This window comes from Microvirga medicaginis, from assembly GCF_052658925.1.
On sequence record NZ_JBQWEL010000001.1, the window covers coordinates 303,292 to 316,981 of the forward strand.

Consider the following 13,690-nt stretch of genomic DNA (forward strand, 5'->3'; position numbering starts at 1 on the left):
ATCTAAGACCTAGCATGGTAACGCAGTCCTATCGGCGTTCTACCTCTTCACCGAGATTTGTAGTGCCGTCGCCGAGCCCGGTGGAGGGAGGCTTGCTCTCGACGGCGCGGTGACCCGACATCTCCGCGCCCGCTGTCGGTTCGAGATGTGCGAAGGCAAAACCGGCAAGGGCGGAAACCGCCGCCACGGCCCAGAAGGCGGGGCCGAAATCCTCTGCTGCGATGGCTGTTCGCCCATGCATGTGAGCGACCGCCTCAACCACGAAGGCGCCGAAGGCCACGCCAATGCTCAGCGCCACCTGCTGGGCCGCGCTCGACAGGCTCGTCGCATAGCTCATGTCGCGCTTCGACACTTCTGCAAAGGCGATGGCGTTAAGGCTCGTGAACTGGAGCGAGCGGAAGCAGCCGCCGATCAGGAGGATCGCCATGATCAGCCAATGGGGCGTCGAGGCCGTGAAGAGCCCGTTGAAGGCCACAAAGGCCGCTCCGATAAAGGCATTGATGGTCAGCACTTGGCGGAAGCCGAAGCGCTCCAGGATCCGCTTGGCCATGGTCTTCATGAACAGCGCGCCCACCGCCGCAATGAAAGTGAGCGATCCCGAAGCAACGGGGCTCAATCCGAAGCCAACCTGAAGCATCAGCGGCAGGAGGAAAGGAATTGCGCCGATGCCGATCCGGAACAGCGAGCCGCCGATAATGCTGATGCGGAAGGTCGGCACTTTGAGGAGATCGAGCCGCAGAACCGGGTGAGGCGTCCGCTTCGCGTGCCAAACATAGGCCGCCACACAGATGACGCCGACGATCACGCAGCCGAGCGAAACCTGCTCCGGGATGAGATGCCGTCCGCCGGAGGCCAGTCCCAGCATGAGAAGGGCGAGGCCGATGCCTGAGAGCAAGAATCCTGCGACATCGAGGGGTGGGGTATCATCTTCGCGGATGTTCGGAACGAACATCGTGGCGAGGACGATACCGAGGATGCCGATGGGGATATTGATGAAGAAGATCCAGCGCCAGTGGAAATAGGTGGTGATGAAGCCGCCGAGAGGCGGACCGACCACGGGGCCGATGAGGGCAGGAACGGTCAGCATCGCCATGGCCTGCACCACCTCGTTGCGGGAAACGCTGCGGAGGATCACAAGGCGCCCGACCGGCACCATCATGGCTCCGCCCATGCCCTGGACGAAGCGGGCAATGACGAAGCCTTCCAGCGAACCTGCTCCGGCACTGGCGAGCGAGCCGGCCATGAACACGCCGATGGCGGCGGTAAAGATGGTCCGCGCGCCATACTTGTCCGCCATCCAACCGGAAATCGGGATGAAGATCGCCAGGCTCACCAGATAGGAGGTCAGGGCCAGCTTCAGCGCGATGGGATCGGTGCCCAGGTCCAGTGCGATCATCGGAAGCGAGGTGGAAATCACCGTCGAATCCATGTTTTCCATGAAAAGGGCGGTGGCGATGATCAGGGGGAGAAGGCGGACCTGGCGCATGACTGGTGGGACTTAGCTCTGTCTCTCGCCATTGGCAAAGTATTTTGCCTCACAACCAGGCGAGGGACTAAGCCCCGCCTTTCCAATTGCACCTTCGGTTTTCCCTCCTCTTGTGTGGGGAGGGTTTGTGTCGGCGCTGATTGCACGGCACATCTTCTGTGAATGCGCCTCTCGCCCCTTTGCGAAAGCGAAAGCCCGTGCTACGGACCCGTGCCAACCCGACAAAGCGTTATCACTTCATCCGCCGCGCACATTCAAGGAGTTGGCCATGGCCTCAATCGTTACGGATAAGATCATCGAGGGATTGACCTTCGATGACGTGTTGCTCCGCCCCGGCCGCTCCGAGGTTCTGCCCGGCGATGTGAATGTCGCCACCCGGCTGACCCGCACCATCCATCTGAACATGCCGATCATCGCCTCCGCCATGGATACGGTGACGGAAGCACGCATGGCCATCGCCATGGCCCAGAACGGCGGCCTCGGCGTGATCCACCGCAATCTCGAGCCTGAAGCCCAGGCCGAGCAGGTGCGCCTCGTGAAACGCTATGAATCGGGCATGGTGATGAACCCCATTACCATCTATCCGGACGAGACGCTGGCCGATGCGCTGGCCATGATGAAGCATCACGGCATCTCCGGTATCCCGGTGGTCGAGCGCGGCCCCAGCGGAACCAAGGGCAAGCTTGTCGGCATCCTGACCAATCGTGACGTGCGCTTCGCCAATAATCCAGATCAGCTCGTCTCCGAGCTGATGACGAAGGACCGGCTCATCACCGTCCGCGAGGGTGTGAGCCAGGACGAAGCCCGCCGCCTGCTCCATCAATTCCGCATCGAGAAGCTTTTGGTCGTCGACGACCATTTCCGCTGCATCGGCCTCATCACCGTGAAGGACATCGAGAAGCAGGTGGCCTATCCGAATGCGGCCAAGGATGTTCAGGGCCGCCTTCTCGTGGCTGCCGCCACGACCACGGGCGAGCAGGGCTTCGAGCGTGCCGAGCGCCTCATCGATGCGGGCTGCGACGTGGTCGTGGTCGATACAGCTCACGGCCATTCCGTGAAGGTTCTGGAGAGCGTTACCCGCGTGAAGAAGCTCTCCAACGCCGTGCAGGTCGTGGCCGGTAACGTGGCAACGCGCGAAGGCGCTCAGGCGCTTATCGATGCCGGCGCGGATGCGATCAAGGTCGGTATTGGCCCGGGCTCCATCTGCACGACCCGCATCGTGGCGGGCGTCGGCGTGCCCCAGCTCACGGCCATCATGGAGGCGGTCGAGGCCGCTCACGCGGCGGACATTCCGGTGATCGCCGACGGCGGCATCAAGTTCTCGGGCGATCTCGCCAAGGCGCTGGCCGCCGGCGCATCCTGCGCCATGGTGGGCTCGCTGCTCGCCGGCACCGACGAGACCCCCGGCGAGGTATTCCTCTACCAGGGCCGTTCCTACAAGGCCTATCGCGGCATGGGCTCGGTGGGCGCCATGGCCCGCGGCTCGGCGGATCGGTACTTCCAGGCGGAAGTGCGCGACACCCTCAAGCTCGTGCCGGAAGGCGTCGAGGGCCAAGTGGCCTATAAGGGCCCGGTCTCGGGCGTGCTGCACCAGCTCACCGGCGGCCTTCGTGCCTCCATGGGCTATGTGGGCGCGGCGAACCTGGAGGAGTTCCGCGAGAAGGCCCGGTTCATCCGCATCTCCAGTGCGGGCCTTCGCGAGAGCCACGTCCATGACGTGACGATCACCCGCGAGAGCCCTAACTACCCGACGCGTAGCTAAGGTTCGCACGAGTCCTCGCCCATGAGCATCACCGCCGTTCTCCTGCCCGTCTTTGTGCAAGTCGGGCTCACCTTCGTTCTGCTTCTCTGGCTAGGACGTTCGCGCGTCGCGTCTCTCAAGGCGGGCGAGGTGAAGATGGGGGACATCGCTCTGGGCGAGCGCAACTGGCCCAAGCGTCTGCTGCAGATCCAGAACGCGTATCACAATCAGTTCGAGCTGCCGGTGCTGTTCTATGTGCTGGTGGTTCTGGCGCTGATCACCCGGAAGGCGGATATGGTCTTCGTGGTGCTGGCGTGGATGTTCGTGGCAAGCCGCCTGGTCCACGCCTACATCCATACCACGTCCAACAAGGTGCTCCGGCGCTTTCAGGCGTTTGTCGTCGGAGTGCTGATCCTCGCCGTCATGTGGATCATCTTCGGTCTTCGCGTCTTCTCTTCGGAAGTCGGAATTTAAAAGGCGGGACGGGCGCACTCGCCCATCCCGCTCTTTTCGATTAGTACTTCCTGCCGCTTTCGAGCTGGGTCTTGGCGTCGGTCATCTTGCGCGGGGGTGGGGTCAGGTCGGCAGCCGGGGCCGTGGCGCAAGCGGCAATGGCGAGGGTGAGGCCGAGGGCCACGAGGCGAGAGAGAAACGACATCGTCAGAAGCTCCGAGAGAGAAACCGTGCGGAACTGCACGTGCTTCTTGAATCCACTTCTGAACGAGTCGGAAAATAGGAAATAATGTGCCGTTTATACGGCCAAGCTTAAGTGTGCTTTTTCGATGACACCTGCAGCCCGCATCTCCGCCGCTATCGAGGTCCTCGGTGACATCGAGGCCCGCCGTCGCCCGGCCGCGGACGCCCTCAAGGATTGGGGGCTCTCGCATCGCTTTGCCGGCTCGAAGGACCGAGCTGCGATCGCGAGCCTTGTCTACGACGCCTTGCGCCGCAAAGCCTCCGCGACCTGGATCATGGGGGAGGGTATGCCCCGCGCCGTGGTTCTCGGCATGCTGCGGCTCCAGCGCGGTATGACGCCTGATGCCATTGCGGCTCTCTGCTCGGGCGAGCGCTTCGCACCAGAGCCGCTGTCGGATACCGAGCGTCAGAAACTGGCAGATGCCAGCCTTGAGGATGCTCCTGCCCATGTGGCGGGCGATTTCCCTGAATGGATCGAACCCTCGCTCCAACGCCTCTTTAGGGAGGATCTGATCCCGGAGATGCGGGCTCTGACCACCCGCGCGCCGCTGGACCTGCGGGTGAACACCCTGAAGGTGGCCTCCCGCGAGGAGGCCCACGATGCCTTGCCGCATCTCGGTGCTGTCGAGACGCCTCTCTCGCCTTTGGGCCTTCGCATCGCGCCGAGCGAGGACGGGCGCGGGCCGGCCGTTCAGTCGGAGCCCGAGTTCATCAAGGGCTGGATCGAGATCCAGGACGAGGGCTCGCAATTGGCGGCTCTGCTCTCCGCCGTGAAGCCCGGCGAGCAGGTGGTCGATCTCTGCGCGGGCGGCGGCGGCAAGACGCTGGCCCTTGCCGCCATGATGGAAAACCACGGGCAGATCTACGCCACCGACGGCGATGCGCGACGGCTTGCTCCCATTCATGATCGTTTGACCCGGGCGGGCGCGCGCAATGTCCAGGTTCGGACGCCGAGGGGCGGCGCAGATGCGGTCTCCGACCTCGATGGCAGGATCGACTGCGTATTGGTGGACGCGCCTTGCACGGGCATCGGCACTTGGCGACGGAATCCTGATGCGAAATGGCGCCTGCGTCCCGGCAGCCTGGAGGTACGCCGCAAGGAACAGACGACCGTTCTCGACCGTGCCGCAGCCTTGGTGAAGCTTGGCGGGCGTATCGTTTACATCACCTGCTCGATCCTGCCGGAGGAGAACGACGAGGCTCTCGACAGCCTGCTCCAGCGCAATCCCGGCTTTGAGGTCATGAAGGCGAATGAGCTGCTGGCCGCAGCGGGGCTGTCGAACTTGCGCCCTTTCGTGCGCGTGACGAAGAACGGGCTTCAGCTGACACCCAAGACAACCGGCACGGACGGCTTCTTCGTCTCCTGCCTGAAGCGCCGTTGAACACAAACCGTAGCCCAGGGGTAAAAACTAAAACCCGGCATCCGCCGGGGCCGGCCGCTGGTTGGGTTTGCCGGCGCTAGGAACGTATGGAGCTGTCGCGCCGGAGGCAGAAACCATCATCCCGCTGGCCGCATCGAGAGCATTGATGGAGGCCCTGTGCCCTGAGTAAGCCTTGCGCAGGAAAGCCTCGTTCTCTTCGAGCGTGCTGCATCTTAGATGTTTGACCGCTCGCTTCACTTCTGCGGTTTGGAGCCTCTCCCGATTAGTCACGGTTTCCCAATGGGAGCATCCGAGCTTTCGCGTAATGAATTCGCGGATCTCGGGGAGGGCGCCTTGGCTGAGCGCCTCAATCTTTTCCAGAGACAGCCCCTGTGCCATGCCTGCAATCGGAAACGAGAGCGCAAGGGTTGAGAAAAGCGTTATAAACCCGTAACGCAGCATGGCAGCCCCATCAAAGGGCATGACACCTCGGCAGGGTTGACGGTAAAGCACCTGTGAAGACCCCAGCTCGAGATCTGCCCTCCTACCTGTCGAGATATGAAATGGCCCAGACGCACGACAAGATACTCATTGTGGACTTCGGCTCTCAGGTAACCCAGTTGATCGCCCGCCGGGTGCGTGAAGATGGTGTTTATTCGGAGGTAGTCCCTTTTCAGAAAGCGGCTGAAGCCATTCGGACCATGAAGCCGAAGGGCGTGATCCTCTCCGGCGGCCCTGAATCGGTGACGACCGATACGTCGCCTCGTGCTCCCAAGGAGCTGTTCGAGACAGGCCTTCCGATCTTCGGCATCTGCTACGGTCAGCAGACCATGGCGGCGCAGCTCGGCGGTGAGGTCGAGGGCGGGCATCATTCCGAGTTCGGTCGCGCGGAAATCGAGATTTACACTGAAAGCCCGCTCTTTCAGGGCGTGTGGCAGGTCGGCAAGAAATATCCCGTGTGGATGAGCCATGGCGACCGGGTCACCAAGCTCCCGGAGGGCTTCCAGGTGCTGGCGGCATCCGAGAACGCGCCCTTCGCCGTTGTCGCTGACGAGGAGCACAAGTTCTACGGCGTCCAGTTCCACCCGGAGGTGGTGCACACACCTCAAGGCGCGCAGCTGATCCGCAACTTCGTGCGCGACATTGCGGGCTGCAAAGGCGACTGGACCATGAAGGCCTTCCGTGAGGAGGCCATCGAGCGCATCCGCGCCCAGGTAGGCCAAGGCCGTGTGATCTGCGGCCTCTCCGGCGGCGTCGACTCTGCTGTCGCTGCGGTGCTCATCCACGAGGCCATCGGCGACCAGCTCACCTGCGTCTTCGTCGATCACGGCCTGCTGCGCGCCTCGGAGGCCGAGCAGGTGGTGACTCTCTTCCGCGATCACTACAATATCCCGCTCGTTCACGTGCAGGCGCAGGATCTCTTCATCGGTGCGCTGGAAGGCGTGTCCGACCCGGAGGTCAAGCGCAAGACCATCGGCAGGCTCTTCATCGACGTGTTCGACGAGGAAGCGAAGAAGATCGGCGGCGCTGACTTCCTGGCGCAAGGCACGCTCTATCCCGACGTGATCGAGAGCGTGTCCTTCACCGGTGGGCCTTCCGTCACCATCAAGAGCCACCACAATGTGGGCGGTCTCCCCGAGCGCATGAAGATGAAGCTCGTGGAGCCGTTGCGCGAGCTGTTCAAGGACGAGGTGCGCGTGCTCGGCCGCGAGCTTGGCCTGCCGGATGCCTTCGTCGGCCGCCACCCATTCCCGGGTCCGGGCCTCGCCATCCGCGTGCCGGGCGAGATTACCCGTGAGAAGCTCGAGATCCTGCGCAAGGCCGATGCGATCTACCTCGAAGAGATCCGCAATGCCGGCCTCTACGACGAGATCTGGCAGGCCTTCGCTGTGCTGCTCCCGGTGAAGACCGTCGGCGTCATGGGCGATGCCCGCACCTACGATCACGTGTGTGCGCTCCGCGCCGTCACCTCGATCGACGGCATGACGGCGGATTTCTACCCCTTCGACATGACATTCCTCGGCCGCGTTGCCACCCGCATCATCAATGAGGTGAAGGGCATCAACCGCGTGACCTACGACATTACGTCGAAGCCGCCAGGCACCATCGAGTGGGAGTAAGAGAATGGCGTCGAAGCCGGCTGTCACTCTCTACGGCATCAAGAACTGCGACACGATGAAGAAGGCGCGCGCCTGGCTCGATGCCAACGGCGTCGCCTACTCGTTTCATGACTACAAGACCCAGGGAATCGATCGCGCGCGGCTCGAGGGCTGGGCTCGCGGTGTCGGTTGGGAGACGCTTCTCAACCGCTCCGGCACGACCTTCCGCAAGCTGCCGGAAGCGGAGAGGATCGATCTCGACGAGAGCAAGGCCATTGCGTTGATGCTCGACCAACCTTCGATGATCAAGCGTCCTGTCCTCGACCTCGACGGTCGCCTGATTGTCGGGTTCAAGGCGGATCAATATGAAGAGGCGGTCGGTTAAGGCCGAAAACCTCGATCCAAGTGCTCTGCTTCGTCATGGCCGTCCTCGGACTTGATCCAGGGACGGCCATCTCGTTTTGTGTTCTTCATCGCTTCCTCGTCATGGCCGCACTCGTTGCGGCCATCCACGTCTTAAACCCCGCGTGTAAAAAGACGTGGATCCCCGGCACAAGGCCGGGGATGACGGCGGGCGTGGTGGCTGAGGCAGCAGCTGAGTGAGTGTGCGTCTTCTGCGCAAAACAAAAGACGGGCTGTTTGGCCCGCCTTTTGTCGTTGTAGCGTGATCCGCCTTACTGGATCTTCGGCGGATCGCCGAAGTTCAGGTCGGGCAGGCCGCCGTCCCCAGGGCCACCAAGGCCGGGGACGAGGAGCTCGTCGAGCTTCTTCTGCACCGCGGCCGGATCGACGGCCGGGCCTGCGGCCTTGTAGTGCATCACGATCTGCGGGAACAGCACCACGATGGCGACCATGATCAGCTGGATGATCACGAACGGAATGGCGCCCCAGTAAATCTGGCCGGTGGTGACTGGCTCCATCGTCTTCCCCGTCACACGGTCGATATAGGCCTGCTTGGGCGCGACCGAGCGCAGGAAGAACAGGGCAAAGCCGAAGGGCGGGTGCATGAACGAGGTCTGCATGTTCACGCCCAGAATCACGCCGAACCAGATCAGGTCGATACCCAGCTTCTCCGCCGCGGGGCCGAGCAGAGGCACCACGATGAAGGCCAGCTCGAAGAAGTCGAGGAAGAAGGCCAGGAAGAAGACCAGGACGTTCACCACAATCAGGAAGCCGACCTGGCCGCCGGGAAGCGACGTCAGCAGGTGCTCCACCCACACGTGGCCGTTCACGCCATAGAAAGTCAGCGAGAACACGCGTGCACCGATCAGGATGAAGAGAACGAAGGCGGAGAGTTTCGCTGTCGCTTCCGTCGCCTGGCGGACGATGGTGAAATTGAAACGGCTCGGGTTGTTGTCGAGCTTGCGCTTGATGGCTGCGAGGATCACCGAGCCGAGCGCGCCCATGGCGCCGCCTTCCGTCGGCGTGGCAAGACCGATGAAGATGGTGCCGAGCACGAGGAAGATGAGCAGCAGCGGGGGCACCATGACGAAGGTGGTCTGCTGCGCCATGTTCGACATGAGGCGAAGACCCGTGAAGCGCTCCATGATGCCGACCACCAGCGCATAGATCGCGCCCGCGAGCACCATCTCCATGCTCAGCGCGAAGCCTTCATGGCCCTGGTTGTGCAGGACGACATAAACGCCCACGAGCACGGCAACGACAGCCGCCGAGATTGCGATGCGCTTAGCGCCGAGAAGCTTATTCATGACGGCGCAGATGAGCGCCACGACGGTCGCCACGCAGATCGTGAGGATGACGAAGTCCGCGCCGGCCTTGGTATTGGTCTGCGAGAGAACGTAGTAGCCGACGAGGCCGGAGAACACGACCAGGATGCCGAGCTGCCACACGCCGCGCGAGCCATTGGGTTCACGATAGCCGACAGCGTCCAGCGGAAGACCGGGAGCGGCCTTGGGGTCGATGAGCGAGGCCAAAAGCACCCAGCCGGCATAGAGGCCGGAGAGGATCAGACCTGGGAGGAACGCGCCCTCGTACATGTCGCCCACCGAGCGGCCGAGCTGGTCGGCCATCACGATGAGAACGAGCGAGGGCGGAATGATCTGGGCGAGCGTTCCGGATGCCGCGATCACGCCCGAGGCGAGACGGCGGTCATAGCCGTAGCGAAGCATGATCGGCAGGGAGATCAGGCCCATCGAGATCACGGAAGCAGCCACGACACCCGTGGTGGCGGCGAGCAGCGCGCCCACGAAGATCACCGCATAAGCGAGACCGCCGCGCAGGGGACCGAAGAGCTGGCCGATAGTGTCGAGCAGGTCTTCCGCCATGCCCGACCGTTCAAGGACATAGCCCATGAAGGTGAAGAACGGGATGGCGAGCAGCACCTCGTTTGACATGGTGCCGTAGATGCGGTCGGGCAGCGCCTGAAGGAGAGGCCAGGAGAGGTTGATGCTCTCAGGAGCCAGAGGAGCAAGCTCCACCGCGATGAAGAAGAACAGCAGGCCGTTCGCCGCCAGCGAGAAGGCAACCGGGTAGCCGAGGAGAAGAAATACCACCAGCGCCGCGAACATGATCGGCGCGAGGTTCTGGGCAATCAATGCAGCCATGGACGAAAACTCCGAAATTCAGATCTGGGCGATGGGGATCAGCGGATGCCGTCACCCGGAGGTTCGCCGCCCGTGGTGGCATTGGTATCGACCAGCTCTGCGATGAGACGCTCGGCCTCGGCCTCGGCTGCACCATGCCCGCCGACGACATGATCGTGCTCGTCGGTGAGCTTGCCCTGCATGATGGCCACGCGCTTGATGAGTTCGCTCAGCCACTGGAAGGCCATGGAGATGAAGCCCAGCAGGATCAGGCCCTTCGCCGGCCAGATCAGCAGGCCGCCGGCATTGGAGGAGACTTCGCCCGAAGCATAGGACTTCTCGAAATAGGGTACGGAGAGCCACAGCATCAGAGCCACGAAGGGGAAGAGGAAGAGCAAGTGGCCCATCAGGTCGATCCGGTCACGCCCGCGCTTCGTGAGCCTGCTGGAGATGATGTCGATGCGGATATGCTCGTTGGCCTTCAGCGTCCAGGCGGCGCAGAGCATGAACACGGCACCGAAGAGATACCATTGCAGTTCGAGCCAGGCATTGGACGAGACGCCGAAGATCCGGCGGATGATGGCATTGATGGCGGAAACCAGGATGGCCACCACGATGGCCCAGGCCGCGACTTTGCCGATGCGTTCGTTGATCGAGTCGATGACACGAGATAGCTTGATGAGCGCCGTCACCTGTCTGTCTCCCCCTTGAAAACCATTGTTGGCTGAATGTGGCGGCGTAGCTATCGGGTTCGAAACCCTTTCACCATCCCGCCTTAGTCTATAGCGACGTTTACCGGGTCACTACCCGGGAAATTTTCGTGCTGCAAGATACCATAATGTTAAAAGTTTAGGCAGTTCAGGCCCTTGCTGACAGTCTGAAACTTGCCGCATGGGAACTCCGGGCTTCGAGGGAGCTTGCCCCTATCCTTTTGAACGGTCTCCGAGTGGCCAGGAAGGAATGGCGCGGCTATACTTTCCTATCCCTTAGGAGAGTAAACGTGACGCTGCTTGTTCTGGGCCTTATCCTGTTTCTCGGAACGCATTCCTTCCGCATGGCCCGCAAGAGCCGCTCGAACCTTGTCGAGCGGATCGGCGAGGGGCCTTACAAGGGGCTCTATTCGCTTCTGGCGCTTGCCGGAATCGTGCTGATCTCCATCGGCTACGGACAATACCGGGCCAATGGCTATATTCCGGTCTGGGATCCGCCAGTCTGGACCCGGCATCTCTCGCTTCTTCTCGTGCTCATCGCCTTCATCTGCATCGTGGCGGCTTATCTCCCGGGGCACATCAAGTATCGCCTGAAGCATCCCATGCTGGCGGGCGTGAAGATCTGGGCCTTCGCGCATCTGATCGCCAATGGGGACTTGGGTTCCATTCTGCTCTTCGGCGCGGTCCTGGCCTGGGCGGTGGTGGCGCGCATCAGCGTGAAGCGCCGGGATGTGGCGGCCCAGCATGGCGGAACGGCCGCGCCCGCTGGCTGGCGCAACGACATTCTGGCCGTCGTGATCGGCACTGCCGTCTATCTGGCCTTCGCTTTCTGGCTCCATCCGCTGCTGATCGGCGTTTCCGTCCTGCCCACAAGAGCGTGAAACCTCTCGCCTTAGGCGGGGGTGTATGCTAGGCGACCCACTTCTATTGAAGGAGGCGGCCCTCGGGCCGCATGAGGGACGATGGCTACGAACCAGAACGACGAGTTCATTCGCGAAGTCGATGAGGAATACCGCCGCGACCAGCTGGCGAAGATTTGGGCCCGGTATAATGGCCTCATCATTGCCGTCGTCGTCCTCGTCGTCGGTGGCATTGGCGGCTGGCGTTATTGGGAGCACGTACAGGAGACCCGCGCACAGGCTGCCGCCGCCCGCTATGAGGCTGCCCTGAAGCTCTCCGACGAGACCAAGACCCAGGAAGCGGAGGCCGCCCTCGAGGCTCTCGCGAAGGAAGGCGACACCGGCTACGGCCTGCTCGCCCGTTTCCGCGTCGCGGCCGAGCGCGGCCAGCAAAACGCGGAGCAGGGCGCCGCGGCCTATGATGCCTTGGCGAACGATTCCGGGATCGCGCCGCTCTGGCGCGACTTGGCCCGTCTGCGCGCTGCATGGCTGCGCCTCGACACGGCCGAGCCCGCCAAGATCCGCCAGGCTCTCGAGCCCATGGCTGCACCCTCGAATGCATGGCGTCATTCGGCTCGGGAACTCTTAGGGTTGTCGGGCCTTAAGGCAGGCGACATGGATTATGCCGGGCGCTGGTTCGACCAGATCGCGGCTGACCGTGAAACGCCTCCCGCCCTGAGGCAGCGGCTTGCCATTTATACCGCTCTCGTGGCGGGCGGGCCTGTTCAAGTCACTCAGTAAAGGCGGAGTACCAGGGACATGACGCCTACCGTCGCCATTGTCGGGCGGCCGAATGTCGGCAAGTCGACTCTCTTCAATCGTCTCGTGGGCAAGAAGCTCGCCCTCGTGGACGACCGTCCGGGCGTGACCCGCGACCGGCGCGAAGGCGAGGCGCGTCTCGGCGATTTGGAATTCCGCATCATCGACACCGCAGGCCTCGAGGAGGCGACGGAAGAGTCGCTGCTCGGCCGGATGCGCGCGCAGACGGAAGCGGCTATTGAGGATGCTGATGTCATCCTCTTCGTGGTCGATGCCCGCGTGGGCGTATTGCCTGCCGACCGGCCCTTCGCCGAGATGGTGCGCCGCTCCGGCAAGCCCGTGATCCTCATCGCCAACAAGGCGGAAGGCGGTGCCGGCATGGCCGGCGCCTACGACGCCTTCTCGCTCGGTCTCGGCGAGCCGATTCCGCTCTCCGCAGAGCACGGCGAGGGCATGGCCGATCTCTTCGAGGCCCTGATGCCTCTCTTCCCCGAGCCGGGAGAGGAAGAGGAAGAGGAAGACCCCAACAAGCCGCTTCAGGTCGCCATTGTCGGCCGTCCCAATGCGGGCAAATCGACGCTGATCAACCGCATGGTCGGCGAGGATCGCCTGCTCACGGGTCCGGAAGCCGGCATCACCCGCGATTCCATCTCTCTCGATTGGGAATGGCGCGGTCGCCTGGTGAAGCTGTTCGACACGGCTGGCCTGCGCAAGCGAGCCCGCGTCGAGGACAAGCTCGAAAAGCTCTCCGTGGCCGATGCGCTGCGCGCCGTGCGCTTTGCCGAAGTCGTGGTGGTGCTGCTCGATGCCACAATTCCGTTCGAGAAGCAGGACCTCTCCATCGTCGATCTGGTGGAGCAGGAGGGCCGCGCCCTCGTCATCGGCCTCAATAAGTGGGACCTCGTCGCCGACAAGCCGGGCCTGCTGGCGGAGCTGAAGGAAAAGGCTGCACGCCTGCTGCCGCAGGTGAAGGGCGCGCCCGTGGTGCCGCTCTCGGGCCTTGCCGGCAGCGGCATCGATCCGCTCATGAAGGCGGTGTTCCAGGTCTATGAAACCTGGAACCGGCGCATCTCCACCGCGAAGCTCAATCAGTGGCTTCAGGAGGCGATCGACGCCAACCCGCCGCCCGCGGTCTCAGGGCGCCGCATCAAGATCCGCTATATGACGCAGGTGAAATCGCGCCCGCCTCATTTCGCCATCTTCGGGAACCAGCTCGACGCCCTGCCGAAGAGCTACACCCGCTACCTCGTCAACAATATCCGCGAGGCCTTCGACTTGCCCGGCGTACCGATCCGCGTGTCGCTTCGCATGGGGCAGAACCCATACGACAAGGAACGGAAGTAAGGCGTTTCTCCCGGGGCATCGTCACATCGTGGCCGTATTTGTTGCGGCCATC

General features: G+C 62.8%; 12 protein-coding genes. 8 read left to right on the forward strand and 4 right to left on the reverse strand.

The genetic code is table 11. The features are described 5' to 3' along the window. Positions 1 to 28: 28 nt before the first annotated feature. Positions 29 to 1,486, reverse strand: a complete 1,458-nt coding sequence (locus ACUXUR_RS01450; RefSeq protein ID WP_445500549.1) for a DHA2 family efflux MFS transporter permease subunit — start codon at positions 1,484 to 1,486, stop codon at positions 29 to 31. A 268-nt stretch (positions 1,487 to 1,754) separates the two neighbouring features. Here ACUXUR_RS01450 and guaB point away from each other — a divergent pair, with 268 nt between their 5' ends. Further along, positions 1,755 to 3,248 (forward strand): IMP dehydrogenase, encoded by a 1,494-nt coding sequence (gene guaB, locus ACUXUR_RS01455; protein ID WP_445500550.1) that lies wholly within the window; start codon positions 1,755 to 1,757, stop codon positions 3,246 to 3,248. A gap of 21 nt (positions 3,249 to 3,269) precedes the next feature. Continuing rightward, positions 3,270 to 3,701 carry an MAPEG family protein gene (locus ACUXUR_RS01460; RefSeq protein WP_445500551.1) on the forward strand — a complete coding sequence of 144 codons (432 nt, stop codon included), beginning with the start codon at positions 3,270 to 3,272 and terminating at the stop codon, positions 3,699 to 3,701. Between the two features lie 40 nt (positions 3,702 to 3,741). Here the strand turns inward: ACUXUR_RS01460 and ACUXUR_RS01465 are convergent, their stop codons facing one another. Beyond that, entirely contained in the window at positions 3,742 to 3,885 is a 144-nt protein-coding gene (locus ACUXUR_RS01465; protein WP_445500552.1) for a hypothetical protein, read from the reverse strand. 124 nt (positions 3,886 to 4,009) lie between these two features. On the opposite strand from ACUXUR_RS01465, the gene ACUXUR_RS01470 reads away from it, so the two are divergent. The 3 genes from ACUXUR_RS01470 to ACUXUR_RS01480 all read left to right on the forward strand — a co-directional run bounded on the left by ACUXUR_RS01470 (position 4,010) and on the right by ACUXUR_RS01480 (position 7,768). Beyond that, complete coding sequence (locus ACUXUR_RS01470; RefSeq protein ID WP_445500553.1) at positions 4,010 to 5,305, forward strand: RsmB/NOP family class I SAM-dependent RNA methyltransferase; 1,296 nt, start codon at positions 4,010 to 4,012, stop codon at positions 5,303 to 5,305. Positions 5,306 to 5,847: 542 nt separating this feature from the next. Continuing rightward, positions 5,848 to 7,404: a glutamine-hydrolyzing GMP synthase gene (gene guaA / locus ACUXUR_RS01475; RefSeq protein WP_445500554.1), complete on the forward strand. Its 1,557-nt coding sequence runs from the start codon at positions 5,848 to 5,850 to the stop codon at positions 7,402 to 7,404. 4 nt (positions 7,405 to 7,408) lie between these two features. Then, the gene (locus tag ACUXUR_RS01480) at positions 7,409 to 7,768 is read left to right on the forward strand and encodes an ArsC family reductase (protein WP_445500555.1); all 360 of its coding nucleotides are present in this window, start codon (positions 7,409 to 7,411) and stop codon (positions 7,766 to 7,768) included. A gap of 289 nt (positions 7,769 to 8,057) precedes the next feature. Here ACUXUR_RS01480 and ACUXUR_RS01485 read toward each other — a convergent pair whose 3' ends face one another. Together ACUXUR_RS01485 and ACUXUR_RS01490 are read right to left on the reverse strand one after the other, a co-directional pair. Beyond that, positions 8,058 to 9,947: a TRAP transporter large permease gene (locus ACUXUR_RS01485; RefSeq protein WP_445500556.1), complete on the reverse strand. Its 1,890-nt coding sequence runs from the start codon at positions 9,945 to 9,947 to the stop codon at positions 8,058 to 8,060. 38 nt (positions 9,948 to 9,985) lie between these two features. Next, a complete protein-coding gene (locus ACUXUR_RS01490) occupies positions 9,986 to 10,618 on the reverse strand; it encodes a TRAP transporter small permease subunit (RefSeq protein WP_445500557.1) in 633 nt (210 codons plus the stop codon). 308 nt (positions 10,619 to 10,926) lie between these two features. On the opposite strand from ACUXUR_RS01490, the gene ACUXUR_RS01495 reads away from it, so the two are divergent. The 3 genes from ACUXUR_RS01495 to der all read left to right on the forward strand — a co-directional run bounded on the left by ACUXUR_RS01495 (position 10,927) and on the right by der (position 13,638). Next, complete coding sequence (locus ACUXUR_RS01495; RefSeq protein WP_445500558.1) at positions 10,927 to 11,517, forward strand: NnrU family protein; 591 nt, start codon at positions 10,927 to 10,929, stop codon at positions 11,515 to 11,517. Positions 11,518 to 11,598: 81 nt separating this feature from the next. Then, on the forward strand, positions 11,599 to 12,276 hold the full coding sequence (locus ACUXUR_RS01500; RefSeq protein WP_445500559.1) for a tetratricopeptide repeat protein: 678 nt from the start codon (positions 11,599 to 11,601) through the stop codon (positions 12,274 to 12,276). Positions 12,277 to 12,294: 18 nt separating this feature from the next. After that, positions 12,295 to 13,638, forward strand: a complete 1,344-nt coding sequence (gene der, locus ACUXUR_RS01505; RefSeq protein ID WP_445500560.1) for a ribosome biogenesis GTPase Der — start codon at positions 12,295 to 12,297, stop codon at positions 13,636 to 13,638. Positions 13,639 to 13,690: the final 52 nt, after the last annotated feature.

Bases quoted from the DNA above. Each gene is read 5' to 3' on its own strand.
- ACUXUR_RS01465 (WP_445500552.1), bottom strand. From the start codon at position 3,885: ATGTCGTTTCTCTCTCGCCTCGTGGCCCTCGGCCTCACCCTCGCCATT.
- ACUXUR_RS01460 (WP_445500551.1), top strand. From the start codon at position 3,270: ATGAGCATCACCGCCGTTCTCCTGCCCGTCTTTGTGCAAGTCGGGCTC.
- guaA (WP_445500554.1), top strand. From the start codon at position 5,848: ATGGCCCAGACGCACGACAAGATACTCATTGTGGACTTCGGCTCTCAG.
- der (WP_445500560.1), top strand. From the start codon at position 12,295: ATGACGCCTACCGTCGCCATTGTCGGGCGGCCGAATGTCGGCAAGTCG.
- guaB (WP_445500550.1), top strand. From the start codon at position 1,755: ATGGCCTCAATCGTTACGGATAAGATCATCGAGGGATTGACCTTCGAT.
- ACUXUR_RS01500 (WP_445500559.1), top strand. From the start codon at position 11,599: ATGGCTACGAACCAGAACGACGAGTTCATTCGCGAAGTCGATGAGGAA.
- ACUXUR_RS01470 (WP_445500553.1), top strand. From the start codon at position 4,010: ATGACACCTGCAGCCCGCATCTCCGCCGCTATCGAGGTCCTCGGTGAC.
- ACUXUR_RS01450 (WP_445500549.1), bottom strand. From the start codon at position 1,486: ATGCGCCAGGTCCGCCTTCTCCCCCTGATCATCGCCACCGCCCTTTTC.
- ACUXUR_RS01480 (WP_445500555.1), top strand. From the start codon at position 7,409: ATGGCGTCGAAGCCGGCTGTCACTCTCTACGGCATCAAGAACTGCGAC.
- ACUXUR_RS01485 (WP_445500556.1), bottom strand. From the start codon at position 9,947: ATGGCTGCATTGATTGCCCAGAACCTCGCGCCGATCATGTTCGCGGCG.